General features: G+C 63.8%; 13 protein-coding genes. 3 read left to right on the top strand and 10 right to left on the bottom strand.

Annotation, left to right across the window (positions count from 1 at the left end):
• Positions 1–11: 11 nt before the first annotated feature.
• The 7 genes from NKI70_RS11550 to NKI70_RS11520 all read right to left on the bottom strand — a co-directional run bounded on the left by NKI70_RS11550 (position 12) and on the right by NKI70_RS11520 (position 7659).
• Positions 12–1439, bottom strand: coding sequence for a gamma-aminobutyraldehyde dehydrogenase (locus NKI70_RS11550; protein ID WP_352568331.1), 1428 nt, complete (start codon positions 1437–1439; stop codon positions 12–14).
• 25 nt (positions 1440–1464) lie between these two features.
• A complete protein-coding gene (locus tag NKI70_RS11545; protein WP_023676345.1) occupies positions 1465–2280 on the bottom strand; it encodes an ABC transporter permease in 816 nt (271 codons plus the stop codon).
• Positions 2270–3220 carry an ABC transporter permease gene (locus tag NKI70_RS11540; protein ID WP_023676346.1) on the bottom strand — a complete coding sequence of 317 codons (951 nt, stop codon included), beginning with the start codon at positions 3218–3220 and terminating at the stop codon, positions 2270–2272. Before NKI70_RS11540 ends, NKI70_RS11545 begins: the two co-directional genes overlap by 11 nt.
• Before the next feature lie 14 nt (positions 3221–3234).
• Complete coding sequence (locus tag NKI70_RS11535) at positions 3235–4230, bottom strand: ABC transporter ATP-binding protein (RefSeq protein WP_352568330.1); 996 nt, start codon at positions 4228–4230, stop codon at positions 3235–3237.
• Positions 4231–4418: 188 nt separating this feature from the next.
• Positions 4419–5573, bottom strand: coding sequence for an ABC transporter substrate-binding protein (locus tag NKI70_RS11530; protein WP_023676348.1), 1155 nt, complete (start codon positions 5571–5573; stop codon positions 4419–4421).
• Positions 5574–5877: 304 nt separating this feature from the next.
• The gene (locus NKI70_RS11525; RefSeq protein ID WP_023676350.1) at positions 5878–6804 is read right to left on the bottom strand and encodes a LysR family transcriptional regulator; all 927 of its coding nucleotides are present in this window, start codon (positions 6802–6804) and stop codon (positions 5878–5880) included.
• Between the two features lie 78 nt (positions 6805–6882).
• Positions 6883–7659 carry a DeoR/GlpR family DNA-binding transcription regulator gene (locus tag NKI70_RS11520; RefSeq protein ID WP_352724608.1) on the bottom strand — a complete coding sequence of 259 codons (777 nt, stop codon included), beginning with the start codon at positions 7657–7659 and terminating at the stop codon, positions 6883–6885.
• Positions 7660–8094: 435 nt separating this feature from the next.
• Here NKI70_RS11520 and NKI70_RS11515 point away from each other — a divergent pair, with 435 nt between their 5' ends.
• Entirely contained in the window at positions 8095–8979 is an 885-nt protein-coding gene (locus tag NKI70_RS11515) for a phosphotransferase family protein (protein ID WP_023676353.1), read from the top strand.
• Positions 8976–11429, top strand: coding sequence for a GcvT family protein (locus NKI70_RS11510; RefSeq protein ID WP_352623198.1), 2454 nt, complete (start codon positions 8976–8978; stop codon positions 11427–11429). The genes NKI70_RS11515 and NKI70_RS11510 overlap by 4 nt, the downstream gene beginning before the upstream one ends.
• An 18-nt stretch (positions 11430–11447) precedes the next feature.
• Here the strand turns inward: NKI70_RS11510 and NKI70_RS11505 are convergent, their stop codons facing one another.
• A complete protein-coding gene (locus tag NKI70_RS11505; RefSeq protein WP_352697093.1) occupies positions 11448–12080 on the bottom strand; it encodes a class I SAM-dependent DNA methyltransferase in 633 nt (210 codons plus the stop codon).
• A gap of 103 nt (positions 12081–12183) precedes the next feature.
• Between NKI70_RS11505 and NKI70_RS11500 the strand changes: the two genes are divergently transcribed.
• Entirely contained in the window at positions 12184–13086 is a 903-nt protein-coding gene (locus NKI70_RS11500) for a phosphotransferase (protein ID WP_352697091.1), read from the top strand.
• Here NKI70_RS11500 and NKI70_RS11495 read toward each other — a convergent pair.
• Entirely contained in the window at positions 13083–14003 is a 921-nt protein-coding gene (locus NKI70_RS11495) for a DMT family transporter (protein ID WP_023676358.1), read from the bottom strand. The two genes, NKI70_RS11500 and NKI70_RS11495, sit on opposite strands and share 4 nt — an antisense overlap.
• 219 nt (positions 14004–14222) lie before the next feature.
• Positions 14223–15497: an amidohydrolase family protein gene (locus NKI70_RS11490; RefSeq protein WP_352469954.1), complete on the bottom strand. Its 1275-nt coding sequence runs from the start codon at positions 15495–15497 to the stop codon at positions 14223–14225.
• Positions 15498–15675: the final 178 nt, after the last annotated feature.

Below are 15675 nucleotides of genomic sequence, written 5' to 3'. Positions count from 1 at the left end.
CCTCGCGGGCGCTACCCGTGAGCGACCATGACGTGGCGGACGGCCGTATAGTCCTCCAGCGCGTAGAGCGACATGTCCTTGCCGTAGCCGGATTGTTTCAACCCGCCATGCGGCATCTCGTTGGTCAGCATGAAATGGGTATTGATCCAGGTGCAGCCATATTGCAGCCGGGCCGCCGTCGCCATGGCGCGCGAAACATCCTTGGTCCACACCGACGACGCCAGGCCATAGTCAGAGTCATTGGCCCAGTCCACCGCTTCGTCGACTTCGGAAAAGCGGGTGACCGAGACCACCGGACCGAACACTTCGCGGCGCACGATCTCGTCCTCCTGCAGCGCGCCGGCGACGACGGTCGGCTGGTAGAAGAAGCCGGAGCCCTCGCCCGGCTTGCCGCCCGTGGTGATCTCGATGTGCTTGAGCTCAGAGGCGCGCTCGACGAAGCTCGAGACGCGGTCGCGCTGGCGACGCGAGATCAGCGGGCCGATCTCGTTTTCGGTATCGTCAGGACGATCATACTTGATGGTCGAGACGGCAGCGGAGAGGTCGGCGACGAGCTTGTCGTAGATCTTCTTGCCAGCGTAGATGCGGCAGGCGGCGGTGCAGTCCTGGCCGGCATTGTAATAGCCGAAGGCGCGCAGGCCGTTGACCACCGCGCCGAGATCGGCGTCGTCGAAGACGATGACCGGCGCCTTGCCGCCGAGCTCGAGATGCGTGCGCTTGACCGATTTGGCGGCAGCCTGCAGCACCTTCTTGCCGGTGGCGACGTCGCCGGTGATCGAGATCATGTTGACCTTCGGGTGGTTGATCAGCGTGTTGCCGACGCTGTCGCCGCGACCGAGCACGACGTTGACGACGCCTTCCGGCAGGATCTCGGCAAGGATTTTCGCCAGCTTCAGCGCGGTCAGCGGCGTCTGTTCCGACGGCTTGAAGACGACGGTGTTGCCGCCGGCAATCGCCGGCGCCAGCTTCCAGGCCATCATCATCAGCGGATAGTTCCACGGCGCGATCGACGCGACAACGCCGATGGCGTCGCGGCGGACCATCGAGGTGTGGCCGGGAATGTATTCGCCTGCGACCTGGCCGGGCATCGAGCGGACCGCGCCGGCAAAGAAGCGGTAGCAGTCGACGATCGCCGGGATCTCGTCATTGAGCACGGCATTGATCGGCTTGCCACAGTTCAGCGCCTCGAGCGCCGCGAAATCCTGTGCAGCAGCCTCGATGCGATCGGCGATCTTCAGGAGATAGCCGGCGCGCTGCGCCGGTGTTGTGCGGGACCAGGTGACGAAGGCTTTTTCGGCAGCAAGCACGGCCGCCTCGATCTGCGCTGGGCTGGCCTCAGGCAGATTGAGGATGGTCGCCCCGGTCTTCGGGTTGAGGATCGGCTCCTCGGTCTCGGTGCCTTTTTCGAATTTCGAGCCGATCAGCATCTGCGTGTCCATGGAAGTCTCTCCCTTATGAACGAGATCATTTGCCCGAACCGGCGATCTGGTCGCCGTCGCGGGTCAGGTAATAGGCAGCGAGGATGGGGAGCAGCGTCACCAGCACTACCACCATCGCCACGACATTGGTGACCGGACGCTGGCGCGGACGGATCAATTCTTCGAGCATCCAGATCGGCACCGTCTGCTGCTGGCCGGCGGTGAAGGTGGTGACGATGACCTCGTCGAATGACAGCGCAAAGGCAAGCATGCCGCCGGCCAGCAGCGCGGTTGCGATGTTGGGCAGCACGACATGCCGAAAGGTCTGGAAACCATCGGCGCCGAGATCCATCGACGCCTCGATCATCGAGCCGGACGTGCGGCGGAAACGGGCGACCGCATTGTTGTAGACGACGACCACGCAGAAAGTGGCGTGGCCGAGCACGATCGTCCAGAACGAGAACGGGATTTCGGCCAGCGCGAAGGCCGAGCGCAGCGCGATGCCGGTGATGATGCCGGGCAGCGCGATCGGCAGGATGACCAGCAGCGAGATGGTTTCGCGGCCGAAGAATTTTGTGCGGGACACGGCGGCTGCGCATAGCGTGCCGAGGATCAGAGCGATGGCAGTCGAGATCGCCGCGACCCGCACAGACAATGACAGCGCCTGCCAGACGTCGGGGCGGTTCCAGGTGACGGCGAACCATTGCGTGGTCAAGCCCGGCGGCGGCCAGACGAAGCTCTTCTCCTCGGTGGTGAAGGCATAGACGAAGATCAGCAGGATCGGCAGGTGCAGAAAGAGCAGGCCGCCGGTGGCAGCGAGCTTCAGGCCGATCGGCGCGGATGGGCCACGGTCAGAGCGCATCGAAAGCCCCCATGCGCTTGGCGCCCCAGAGATAGAAGCCCATGATAACGATGGGCACCACGGTAAAGGCGGCGGCGAGCGGGATGTTGCCGGCGGTGCCTTGCTGCGAATAGACGGCCTGGCCGATGAACAGCCGCGAGGTGCCGATGATCTGAGGAATGATGTAGTCGCCGAGCGTCAGCGAGAAGGTGAAGATCGAGCCGGCAACGATGCCGGGCAGCGCCAGTGGGAACAGCACGTTGCCGAAGGTCTGGCCGGGCGAGGCGCCGAGATCGGACGAAGCCTCGACCAAATTGCCCGGCACGCGCTCGAGTGCGGCCTGCACCGGCAGGATCATGAATGGCAGCCAGACATAGACGAAGACGATGAAGGTGCCGGTTGAGGAGACCGACAATGAGTTGCCGCCGACGATCGGCAGCGATAGCCAGGCATCAAGCAGCCAGAGAAGATGCAATTTGGCCAGCAGCCATGTCAGGATGCCTTCCTTGGCCAGGATCAGCTTCCAGGCATAGATCTTGACCAGGTAGCTCGACCACAGCGGCAGCATGACGCCGAGATAAAACAGCGCCTTCCAACGGCCGCGCGCATAGCGCGCCGCGTAATAGGCGATGGGAAAGGCGATGATCGCCGCAGCCAGCGTCACCAGCGCCGCCATCGTCACCGTGCGCAGGATGATGTCGAGATTGGCGGCCTGCAGCAGGTCGCCATAAGTCTTCAGCGTGAACTCGCGGTTAATGAGGCCGGAGAACTCATCGATCGAAAAGAAGCTCTGCAAAAGCAGCGCAAACAGCGAGCCGATATAGACGATGCCGAGCCAAAGAACCGGGGGTAGCAGCATCAGGAGCAGCAAGAATTGCGGCCGGCGCCAGAAGAGATCGGAGAGCCCGCCGCGTACGCCGCCACTACCCGGCAGGATGGCGGGGGCCGTGGCCCGCGGCATGGCAGCGTCCAGGCTCATCCTAGCTCGTCCATCAGATGCAAATGCTCGCGGTTGAAGGTGAGCACCACCGCCTCGCCTTCCCGGGGCAAGGCAGCACCCGCCGGCACGATGGCATGCAGCCGCAAGCCCTCTGCATCGAGCGCCAGTCTTGTCGTGGCGCCGAGATAGTTGGTCGAGACCAGGCGGGCGGCAACCCCTTCGCCGTTGGCCCGGCCAATACGGATGGATTCGGGCCGCAGGCTGCCCCAGCGATGCTGGCCGGCATAGCGCTGGACGAAATCCGGCGGCAGCACGTTGGACGAGCCGACGAAATCGGCGACGAAGCGGGTCTTGGGACGCTGGTAGATGTCTTCCGGCGTGCCGATCTGCATAATCTTGCCGTCATTGAAGACGGCGACGCGGTCGGCCATCGACAGCGCTTCGCCCTGGTCGTGGGTGACGAACACGAAGGTGATGCCGAGCGCCTTCTGCAGCGATTTCAACTCCTCCTGCATGTTTTCGCGAAGCTTGAGGTCGAGGGCGCCGAGCGGCTCGTCGAGCAACAGCACCTTGGGCTGGTTGACCAGCGCACGGGCGAGCGCGACGCGCTGGCGCTGGCCGCCGGAAAGCTGGCCAGGGCGACGGGCGCCGTAGCCGGGAAGCCGCACCAGCGCCAGCGCTTCTTCCGCCGCCTTTTGCCGCTCCGGTCTGCCGACGCCCTTGACCATCAGCCCATAGGCGACGTTGTCGAGCACGTTGAGATGCGGGAACAGCGCATAATCCTGGAACACGGTGTTGACGTTGCGGCGATAGGGCGGCACGCCCTCGGCGCGTTCGCCGAAGATCGCGATCGAGCCCGCCGTCGGCTGCTCGAAACCGGCGATGAGGCGCAGGCACGTCGTCTTGCCCGAGCCGGAAGGCCCGAGCATAGCGAAGAACTCGCCCGGCACGATGTCGAGATCGACCGCGTCGACGGCACGCACGCTGCCGAAATGGCGAGAGACGTTTTGGAAGGAAACGGCGGAGGTCATGGGGCTGTCCTGATCTGTCAGGCTCATCAAATTTCAGGCGGTAGCGCTGCCTCTCATCCGCCTGCCGGCACCTTCTCCTCGTATAGTGGACGGGGAGAAGGGAGGCGCTCCAACGCTGGCGACCCCCGTTCTTCACGGGGAGAGGGTAAGGGTGAGGGGCAGCGCCGAGCTTCGTAGGTGAGGCGAACTCACCGCCCGCCGATGACGCCGATATAGTCCGACACCCAGCGGTAATAGGGCACGCACTGGTCGTTCTGGGTGGCGCATTTCGAGACCGGCGTCTTCCAGAACTTGATCTTGTCGAAATTGTCGTACCCGTTGGTCTTGCAGCCTTCTTCGCCGAGCAGTTCGTTGCCCTTGCAGGCGGCGGGCACCACCGGCAGCGAGCCGAACCAGGCGGAGACGTCGCCCTGCACTTTTGGCGACAGCGAATGCTCCATCCACATGTAGGCGCAGTTCGGGTGGGCAGCATCGGCCTCCATCATCGTGGTATCGGCCCAGCCGGTGACGCCCTCCTCGGGGATAGTCGAGGCGACCGGCTTCTTGGCCGCGATCAGCGTGTTGACCTGGTAGGGCCAAGAACCGGAGGCGACGACGCCTTCGTTCTGGAAATCGTCGACCTGGATGGCGGCGTCGTGCCAATAGCGTCCGACCAGCGTACGCTGGACCCGCAACAGGTCGAGCGCCGCCTTGTACTGATCCTCGGTCAGTTCGTACGGATCCTTGATGCCGAGCTCCGGCTTGTGAGCCATCAGGTAATTGGCGGCGTCGGCGATGTGGATCGGCCCGTCATAGGCCTGGACGCGGCCCTTGTTCGACTTGCCGTCGGGAAGCTTCAATTCCTCGAAGACCACGTTCCAGCTCTTCGGCGCCTCCTTGAACACTTCGGTGTTGTACATCAGCACGTTCGGCCCCCACTGATAGGGGACGCCGTAATGGACTCCGCCGACGGTGAACCAGGGCGCATCCTTCAGCCGGTCGTCGACCGTCTTCCAGCTCGGGATGAGGTCGGTGTTGATCGGCTGGACGCGCTTGCCGGCGACCAGACGCAGCGAGGCATCGCCCGAGGCGGTGACCAGGTCGAAACCGCCCTCGTTCATCAGCGAGACCATCTCGTCGGAGGTGTTGGCGGTCTTGACGTTGACCTTGCAGCCGGTTTCCTTCTCGAAGGACGTGACCCAATCATAGCCCTTGTCGGTTTCGCCGCGCTCGATATAGCCCGGCCAGGCGACGATAGTGACCTCGCCTTCGCCTTTGCCGAGCTCCTTGACCTGGGCGATGGCCTGGCCGGAGAAGCTCAGCGCGACCGTCAAGGCAGTGCATGATTTCAGCAATGAATTCATCGTCGATCTCCCATTTTTGCATGACCTCGAAACCGGTTTCGGGTTTCGGAAGAAGATCATGCGCCCGTTCCAAAACGTTGGATGCGCGGCTCTGAAGGGCCGTGCTCCTCGCATCGGCCCGAAAATCGGAATCGATTTTCGGAAAGTCCGATGCGAAAACTAAAAGTCTTAGAGCGTACTATGTGCGTCCAATTGGACGCACGTCGCTCTAACGGCAGCTTTGTTCCCTGACCGAAAAGTGCTGCGAAATTTCCGGTTTCGCAAATTCATTTATCAGAAAGCCGATATCGGTTTTTCCGATATATCAGCGGCCGATCTTCTCAGGCCGTTGGCGCACCATGCGCTGCGACTGGGCAAGTCCGATGAAGTCACGAGCCGCCTGCGGCAGGCCGGAGCCGCGCCGCCAGACCATGCCGACCTGGACGACTGGTAACGACCCCGAAATATCGCGAGATTCGATGCGGTCGCCTTCCAGCGACCATGGCCGGTAGACGAGGTCGGGCAGCAGCGCCACGCCGGCGCCGGTAGCGACGAGGCTGCGCACCGCTTCGACCGAGCGGGTGCGGAAGGCGACATGCGGCTTGGCGCCGATTGCCGTCAGCAGCTTTCCGGTATTCTCCTCGATCTCGTCGACGGTCAGCATGATCAGCGGTTCCGAGGCGATGTCGCCGATGCCGATGATGTCGGCACCGGCCAAGGGATGGCCGAGCGGCAGCCATAGCCGGTAGGCCGAGACTTCGAGGATTTCGGACTGCAGTGCCGTGCGGTCGCGCAGGTTCGAGGTGACCATGACGGCAATGTCGAGCTTGCCGCCAATTAACAGGTGCTCGAGATAGTCGCCATTGTCCTCGATCGCCGAGACCTCGACACCCGGATAGGCGCGGCGGTAGCGGGCAAGAAGATCGGAAAGCACATAGCCGGCGACCAGCGAGGTGACGCCAAGTTGCAGCCGCCCGCTTGCCGCGGCCTGTTCGCCGAAGAAGGCGCGGCGCGCATCGGAAACGTCGGCCAGGATCTTTCTCGCATGGCGCAGGAACTGGTGGCCTTTGTGGGTGATGTTCAAGCCGCGCGGGTGGCGCTCGAACAGCTCGACGCCGAGATCGTGCTCCAGCTCCTTGATCGCCTCGGTGACCGAGGATTGCGAGATCGACAGGTTCTGGGCGGCGCCCGACACTGTGCCCTGCTCGGCGACGGCGATGAAGAACTGCAATTGGCGGATGGTGAAAGCCATGGCCGGACTAAACACGGCAGAGGCGGCGCTGGGAAGTGGGTGCTGGCGCAGATCTCCCGATAGAGCTCACGATAGAGCTCAGCCCTCGCTTCCGCCATCGGCAATGCTGAGCCGTGCGCCGGCCTGGGCAAGGGCGGCGGCGATGTCGTGCGGCGGCGGACGGTCGGTCGCGAGTTCGGAAAAGCCGCCGAAGCCGCAGACCTGAACAAGGCCCTGGCGGCCGAATTTGCTATGGTCGGTGACGACAAGCGAACGCTGGCCGCGCGACAGCACCATGCGGGCGAATTCGGCCTCTTCCAGATCATAGTCCATGACGCCGGTGACGGTATCGACCGCACCGGTCGATATCACTGCATGGCTGACGGAAAAGCGGCTGACGAATTCGATGGCAGAGACGCCAAAGGCAGCACCGGAATCGCTGCGCAGCTCGCCGCCGGCCATGTAGACCTTATTGCCGTTGACGGTGGCCAATGTGCGGGCGATGTCGGAGGAGTTGGTGACGACCGTCAGCCGCCGGTGGCCGAGCAGTTCCCGGGCCAGGAAAGACGTGGTGGTGCCGGTGTCGAGCATGATCGATTCGCCGTCGCGGATGGTGGCGGCGACCATGCGCGCTATTGCCCGCTTGGCATCGGCGTTCTCGCGCATGCGCCGCTCGAACGGCGCTTCGCCGGCAATCGACGGCAGGCCGACGGCGCCGTGCATCTTGAGGATGGAACCGTCGCTGGTCAGTGGCTTGACGTCGCGGCGTACTGTCTCCAGCGAGACGCCCAGCCGGTCGGCCAGGCTCGCAATGGTCACGGTGCCTTCCTCCCTGAGGAGGCGCAGGATTTCGCCATGCCGCTTCGAGTGGACCATCGGTTCCATCCGGTCGGATTGTTGCACCGCTGACCGCTTCTACGGCATAAATGCCACTAACTCCAAGGAATTTAGCAAAATTCGGGCAAAAAACCAGAAAATACCACAATTTCGCGTTGACAACGCCTCCAGCGTGGCGCGACATTATCGCTGTGACAGGCTCGGAACGGAGGACGACGGCTGAGCCGCACGAAAAATCGCTTGCCCGAACGCCCGGGAGATCGTCGGGTGCAAGGGTACCGAAATTCAGGATCCGCGGGGGCGGATGCCGGCGTCGAAGAACCCGGCACAAAGGGGCTCGTCGGTGCGGTGCGGGATACCGATCCCGAGATCTGCACCGACGAGATCTTCGCGTTGCCTCCATTCCTCCGTCCGATTGTCATCGCTGGCCAGCCGTGACATGCGTGGAAGATTGACCCAATGTTGGACGAGATCGTGACTGTCGAAGACCGCATCCGTGCGCTGCCTTGCTGGACGGGCAGCATCGACATCGCGCCGCTGCCGGGCGGGCTGAGCAATGCCAATTATCTGGTCAAGGACGCGGCCGGGCGGCACGTCGTGCGGCTCGGCCAGGACTATCCGTTCCACCATGTCTTTCGCGAGCGCGAGATGATGACGGCGCGGGCAGCGCACGCGGCAGGCTTCGCTCCGGCCGTCCACTACACTGGACCCGGCGTCATGGTGACGGAGTATCTCGGCGCCAAGGCCTATGTCGCGCAGGACGTGCGCGCCGATCTCGGCCGCGTTGCCGCGTTGCTGCGCGGTTTCCACCGGGAGATGCCCGGTCATGTCTCCGGCGCCGGCTTCATGTTCTGGGTATTCCATGTCATTCGCGACTATGCGCGCACGCTGGAGGAAGGCCGCAGCCGCAAGCTGGGCGAACTGCCGCGCCTGCTGACGCTGGCGGACGAGCTCGAGCGCGCGCAAAAGCTGCTGCCGATCGTCTTCGGCCATAATGACCTCTTGCCGGCTAACATAATCGACGACGGTCACAGGCTGTGGCTCATCGATTTCGAATATGCAGGCTTCAACACCGCGATGTTCGACCTTGCCGGCGCGGCGTCGAATGCAGGCATGAGCGACGAGGAGTCCTTCGCCTTCCTCACCGCCTATTTCATGAAGGAGCCGGACCCGGCGATACGGCGCTCGCACGCCGCCATGCAATGCGCGTCGCTGCTGCGTGAGGCGATGTGGGGCATGGTTTCCGAGCTTTACCTCGACGCGCCCGGTGTCGACTACGCCGCCTACGCCGACGAAAACCTGGCGCGGCTCGAAGCCGCCCTGGAAAACTACAGGACAAAATACGGGACGCGGACATGACCTTGCCCGCCCAGGCCGGGATCGTCGTCATCGGCGGTGGCATCATCGGCTGTTCGACGGCCTATCATCTGGCGCGCGACCACAAGGCCGAAATCGTGCTGCTCGAACAGGGCAAACTGACCTCGGGTTCGACCTGGCATGCTGCCGGGCTGGTCGGCCAGCTACGCTCGTCGGCGTCGATCACGCGCGTGCTCAAATATTCGGTCGATCTCTACAAGGGGCTGGAAGCCGAAACCGGCCTCGCCACCGGCTGGAAGATGACTGGCTGCCTGCGCCTCGCCACCAATGCCGACCGCTGGACCGAGTATAAGCGGCTGGCAACGACGGCTAAGAGCTTCGGCATGGACATGCATCTGCTGTCGCCGGCCGAGGTCAAGGAAATGTGGCCGCTGCTGGAAGCCGGCGACCTCGTCGGCGCGTCCTGGCTGCCGACCGACGGTCAGGCAAGCCCTTCCGACATCACCCAGTCGCTGGCCAAGGGTGCGCGCATGCATGGCGCAAAATTGTTCGAGGAGGTGCGGGTCACCGGCTTTGAAATGACCAACGGCCGGATCGTCAAGGTTAGGACGAACAGGGGCGATATCGCCTGCGACAAGGTGGTGAACTGCGCCGGGCAATGGGCGCGGCAGGTGGGTGCGCTCGCCGGCATAAACGTGCCGCTGCAGCCGGTGAAGCACCAGTACATCATCACCGAGAGGATCGTCGGCTTGGCGACCGACGCGCCGACAATTCGCGACCCCGATCGCCGCACCTATTTCAAGGAGGAGGTCGGCGGGTTGGTGATGGGCGGCTACGAGCCGAACCCGCAGGCGTGGACGACCGGTCTGCCGGGCGGCGATGTGCCGGACGATTGGGAGTTTCGGCTGTTCGACGATGATTACGGTCATTTCGAGCAGCATATGAGCCAGGCGATCGAGCGTGTCCCGGCGCTCGCCAATGCCGGCGTCAAGCAGATGATCAACGGGCCGGAGAGCTTTACGCCGGATGGCAATTTCATCCTCGGTGTGGCGCCGGAATGCGCCAATATGTTCGTCGGCGCCGGCTTCAATGCCTTCGGCATCGCGTCCGGCGGCGGCGCCGGCTGGGTGCTGGCGCAATGGGTCGTCGACGGCGAGGCGCCGCTCGATCTGTGGGTGGTCGACATCCGCCGCTTCTCCGATCTCCACCGCGACCGGCAATGGGTCCGCGACCGCACGCTGGAAGCCTATGGCAAGCACTACACGATCGGCTTCCCGCATGAGGAATATGTCAGCGGCCGGCCGCGCATCGTCTCGCCTTTGTACGAGCGGCTGCAAAAACATCGCGCCGTGTTCGGCTCGAAACTTGGCTGGGAGCGGCCGAACTGGTTCGCGCCGGAAGGCATCGAGCCGAAGGACGTCTATTCGATGGGCCGGCAGAACTGGTTCCCGGCGGTTGGCGACGAGCACCGCCACGTGCGCGAAAAGATCGGTATTTTCGACCAGTCGTCTTTCGCCAAATACGAAATGACCGGAGCCGACGCGCTGAAGGCGCTGGACTGGATCTGCGCCAATGACGTCGCCAAACCGGTCGGCCGGCTGACCTACACGCAGCTCCTCAACACGCGCGGCGGCATCGCGGCCGATTTGACCGTGGCGCGGCTCGGTGAGGAGAAATTCTACATCGTCACCGGCACCGGGTTCCGCACGCATGATTTCTCCTGGATTGCCGATCATATCGGCAGGGAGTTCGACGTGACGCTGACCGACGTCACGGAGGATTTTGGCACGCTGTCGCTGATGGGGCCGCGCGCCCGCGACGTGCTGTCCGATGTGACCGACGCGGATGTGTCGAATACAGCTTTCCCGTTCGGCCATGTTCGCGAGATCGCCATTGCCGGCCACATCGTGCGGGCACTGCGCGTCACCTATGTCGGTGAGCTCGGCTGGGAATTGCATGCGCCGATCGCGGCGACGGGCGAGGTTTTCGATGCGCTGATGGCGGCGGGCGAGACCTACGACATCCGCCCGGTCGGCTACCGGGCGCTGGAATCACTGCGGCTGGAAAAAGGCTACCGCGCCTGGGGCTCCGACATCACGCCCAACGACACGCCGCAGGAGGCCGGCCTCGGCTGGGCGGTGAAGCTCAGAAAAAACACCGATTTCCTCGGCCGGCGGGCCTTGGAGAAGGTCGACGGTTCGCCGCCCAGGAAACGTTTTGCCGGCTTCACGGTCGACGATCCGGACATCGTCCTGCTCGGGCGCGAGACCATCCTGCGCAACGGCGAGGCGGTCGGTTATCTCACCAGCGGCGGCTATGGCTACACCATCGGCAAGAACATCGGCTACGGCTATGTGCGCAATGCCGATGGCGTCAACGATGATTTCCTCACTTCCGGCAACTACGAGCTGGTGGTGGCAATGGAACGGACGCCGGCTAAGATACACCTCGAGCCGCTTTACGATCCGGCAGGAGCAAAGGTGAAGGCGTAGAGCCTTCCGGTTTCAGCCTCAGTTCACGATGAGCACCAGCCCCCGGCTCGGCACGGTATCGGCCTCGCCTGGCATCGAAACATAGGGCAGCGTCTCTTCGGCGCGCGTGACGGTGGCTTGCGCCTCGAGCTCGGCGATCCGCGCGGCAAACCCGGCATCCCACAGCGTGTTCTTCACTGTCAGCACGATCACCCCGCCCGGCCGGCAGATGCGGATCAGCTCGTCCAGACCCTCGGCCCCGACATGGCCGGACGTGAAGACGCCGGCTGAGATGATCCCGGCATAGGCGTCGTCCACGAAGGGCAGCGGTCCGCCAAGCGCCAGGCAGTGCAGCGCTGAATAGACGCCCTTGCGCGCGGCTTGCGCCAGCATGCCTTCCGAGATGTCGAGCGCCTCGACCTGCGGATAACCGGTAATGGCAAGCCATTCGCCGATGAGCCCGGTGCCGGCGCCGGCATCGAGCAGAGGAGCGGCGCCGCGCGCCAGATGGCGGGCCAGTAAGGCAAGGCAGATGGTGGGATGGCGATAGCCAGCCGCCGACATGTCGGCGTCATAGGTGCCTGCCCAACTGTCGTAGAGCGCCGCGACGTCTTCCGGCCGCTTCGCCGCATAGGCTGCGGCGAGTGCGCTCTGCTGATTGCTGTCCGTCATCGCTTTCCGTCGCCTGGTATCGATCCGCAACGCGATCATAGCCAAACGGCGAAAACTGTGGAACCGTCGTCGTCCCAATAACACGGGGAAAGGAGCGAAATCCATGGCGGACGACCGGGCGCGCGCCGCACTTGCGGCCATTCCGATGCTGGCCGGCTATGACGGCCCTCTGGAACGGCTCGGCGGTCTCACCAACCTCGTCTTTAGGGGTAAGGATTTCTGCCTGCGTATCCCCGGCAAGGGCACCGAGGAATACATCAACCGCGCCAACGAGGCAGTGGCGGCGCGGGAAGCGGCGAAGGCCGGCGTCAGTCCCGAAGTGCTGCATGTCGATGCCGAGACCGGCGTGTTGGTGACCCGCTTCGTTGCCGGTGCCGAGACGATGTCACCGGAAAAGTTCAAGACTCGGCCGGGCAGCCCGGCACGCGCCGGCAAGGCCTTTCGCAAACTGCACACATCCGGCGCGGTGTTCCCCTTCCGCTTCGAGCTGTTTGCGATGATCGACGATTATCTGAAAGTGCTGTCAACCAAGGACGTCGCCCTGCCTGCCGGCTACCACGATGTGGTCCGCGAGGCGGAGGCAGTGCGCTCAGCACTTGCGGCTCAACCTCTGCCGATCGTCGCCTGCCACTGCGACCCGCTCTGCGAAAACTTTCTCGATACGGGCGACAGGATGTGGATCGTCGACTGGGAATATTCCGGCATGAACGATCCGCTCTGGGATCTCGGCGACCTCAGCGTCGAAGGGCAATTCGACGCCGCGCAGGACGAGGAGATGACGCTGGCCTATTTCGGCGGCGAGCCGAGACCGGCGGAGCGCGCCCGCGTCGTCATCTACAAGGCGATGTGCGACCTGCTGTGGACGCTGTGGGGACTGATCCAGCTTGCCAACAAAAATCCGGCCGACGACTTTCGCGCCTATGCCGACGGCCGGTTTGCGCGCTGCAAGGCACTGATGGAGATGCCGGAATTTTCGCGGCATCTCGCAGCGGTGCGCCGGGGTTAATTCACACCCTTCGGCACGTTTTCCGGCGGCACGGTGTCGACCACCTTCTGGCGGTGGAAGATGAACAGGCCGGCCAGCACGACGATGGCCGAGCCGACCAGGATGCGCGGCCCAGGCACATCGCCGAAGAAGGCCAGGCCGAAGACCACTGCCCACAACAGCAGGCTGTAATGCAGCGGCGCCAAGGTCGAGGCAGGGGCAAGCTTCAACGCCCGGGTGATCATCAGGTGCGCGCCGCAGGAGACGACGCCGAGAAGCAGCATGGCGCCGAAATCGAGCGATGACGGCGTCTTCCAACTGCCTATGGTCAACGCAGCGCCGACCAGCAGCGTGCCGATGGTTTGCCAGGTAACCAGCGAGGTGTCGCTGGTGCCGCGCAGCCGCCGATTGAGGATGATGGCGAAGGCAAATGAAATGCTGCCGGCGAGCGCGAACATCGACGACAGCGAGAACGCGGCCGACGACGGCTTCAGCATGATCAGCACGCCGCAGAAACCGACCAGGATAGCCGCCCAGCGGCGCCAGCCGACCCTTTCGCCGAGCAGGAAGTGCGACAGCGCCGCGACATAGATCGGCCCGGCCATGTAAAAACTCATCACATCGGCGAGCGGCAGATAGACGACCGCCGCGTAGAACAGCGCCGTGTCGAGCGTCGTCATCACCACGCGCAGCAGCTGCAGCTCCGGCCGCTCCATGCGAAACAGCTTGGCCGCACCCTGATGTGCAATCATCGGCCCGAGTATGAAAAACGCGCCGATCGAGCGGATCAGCACGACCTGGCCGACGGAAAAACTGGCGACCAGCCACTTGCCCATCGCGTCGTTCAGCGCAAACAGGAAGTCGCCGGCGAGCATCAGCAGGATGCCGGCCAGCAGCACGTTCATGATCGTTGAGTACTGGGCTGCGGGCCGCGCCATTCCGTTACCGGTTCCTCGCCGTGGGGTACGGTGACCCGCGTCGTAGTCGCAAGCTGCGGCCATGACGAGGCGAAAATCGAGAATTCGGTAAGACCAGCGCCGGAAATCGGCTGGACTAATGCATGTCGCGCAAAAGTGTGCAGCGGTTTTGCGATAACGACACGCTTAAAAACAAGACCTTAAAGCGCGTCGCGTGGGTCCGTTCAAACGCGACGCGCTTTAAGCGTGGCGCCGGTTCACCGTGCCCGGCCTTCCGGCGATCGAAAGCCGCGTGTCCTGCCGGCTGCGCTCGGCCACCACCTTGCCCCTGGCGATGACGCAGAGACGCTCTGGGCGCAGGCGCAGCGCCTCGACTGGGTTGCCGGCATCGAGAACGACCAGGCTGGCGCGCTTGCCGACCGCCAGGCCAAGGTGGTCGAGGCCCATGATGGCGGCATTGACGTTGGTGACCATGTCGAAGCAGCGCGCCATCTCGGCCGGGCTCGACATCTGCGCGACATGCAGGCCCATGAAGGCGACGTCGAGCATGTCTGCGGTGCCCAGCGAATACCAGGGGTCGAGCACGCAATCCTGGCCCCAGCCGACGCGGATGCCTTGCGCCAGCATCTCCTTGACCCGCGTCAGTCCGCGGCGCTTGGGAAAGGTGTCGTGGCGGCCCTGCAGCATGATGTTGATCAGCGGATTGGGGATCGCCGAAACGCCGGCCTCGGCAATCAGCGGCAATAGCTTCGAAACGTAGTAATTATCCATCGAATGCATCGATGTCAGGTGCGAGCCGGCCACTCTGCCCTGCAACCCGAGCCGCTGCGTCTCATAGGCAAGCTGCTCGATGTGGCGCGACAGCGGATCGTCGGTCTCGTCGCAATGCAAGTCGACCATCAGGCCGCGCTTCGCCGCGATTTCGCAGAGCTCGGTGACGGAGCGCGTGCCGTCGGCCATTGTGCGCTCGAAATGCGGAATGCCGCCGACGACATCGACGCCTATGTCGAGCGCCCGGATGGTGTTGTCGCGCGCCGTCGGCGAGCGGTAAAACCCGTCTTGCGGGAAGGCGACCAGCTGCAGGTCGATATAGGGGCCAACCGTCTTCTTCACGTCGAGCAGCGCCTCGACCGCCAGCAGGCGGTCGTCGCAAACATCGACATGGGTGCGGATGGCGAGCAGGCCCATCGACACCGCCCAGTCGCAATAGGCGAGCGCACGGTCGCGCACCGCTTCGTGGGTCAGAAGCGGCTTCAACTCGCCCCAAAGCGAGATGCCTTCGAGCAGCGTGCCCGAGACATTGATGCGCGGAATGCCGAGCGAAAGCGTGGCGTCCATATGGAAATGCGGATCGACGAAGGGCGGCGAGACCAGATTGCCATGGGCATCGATCGCCGTGCCGGCGCTGACGTTCAGCTCGGGCTCTATCGCTGCGATCGTTTCGCCGACGATGCCGATATCCGCGATCCTGCCGTCGGGCAGCGTCCCGCCGCGCACCACAAGGTCAAAATCCATCTAGCGCCACCTCGTTCAAAAAAGCCGTTTCTTTCCATGCAGCGTGCTGCCGCAAGGCGGAACCTTCAGGCGCGGCCCTTCCCTTCTCCCCTTTGTTTGGACTGGGGACATCGCGAACAGATGTGCGAGGACATCGCGAACAGTTTTGCATGCTATCGCGCCAGGACATTGAGGTCGA

This window comes from Mesorhizobium sp. M0500 (assembly GCF_040321165.1).
Lineage (GTDB): Bacteria > Pseudomonadota > Alphaproteobacteria > Rhizobiales > Rhizobiaceae > Mesorhizobium.
This window is presented reverse-complemented; position numbering and strand designations above follow the sequence as displayed.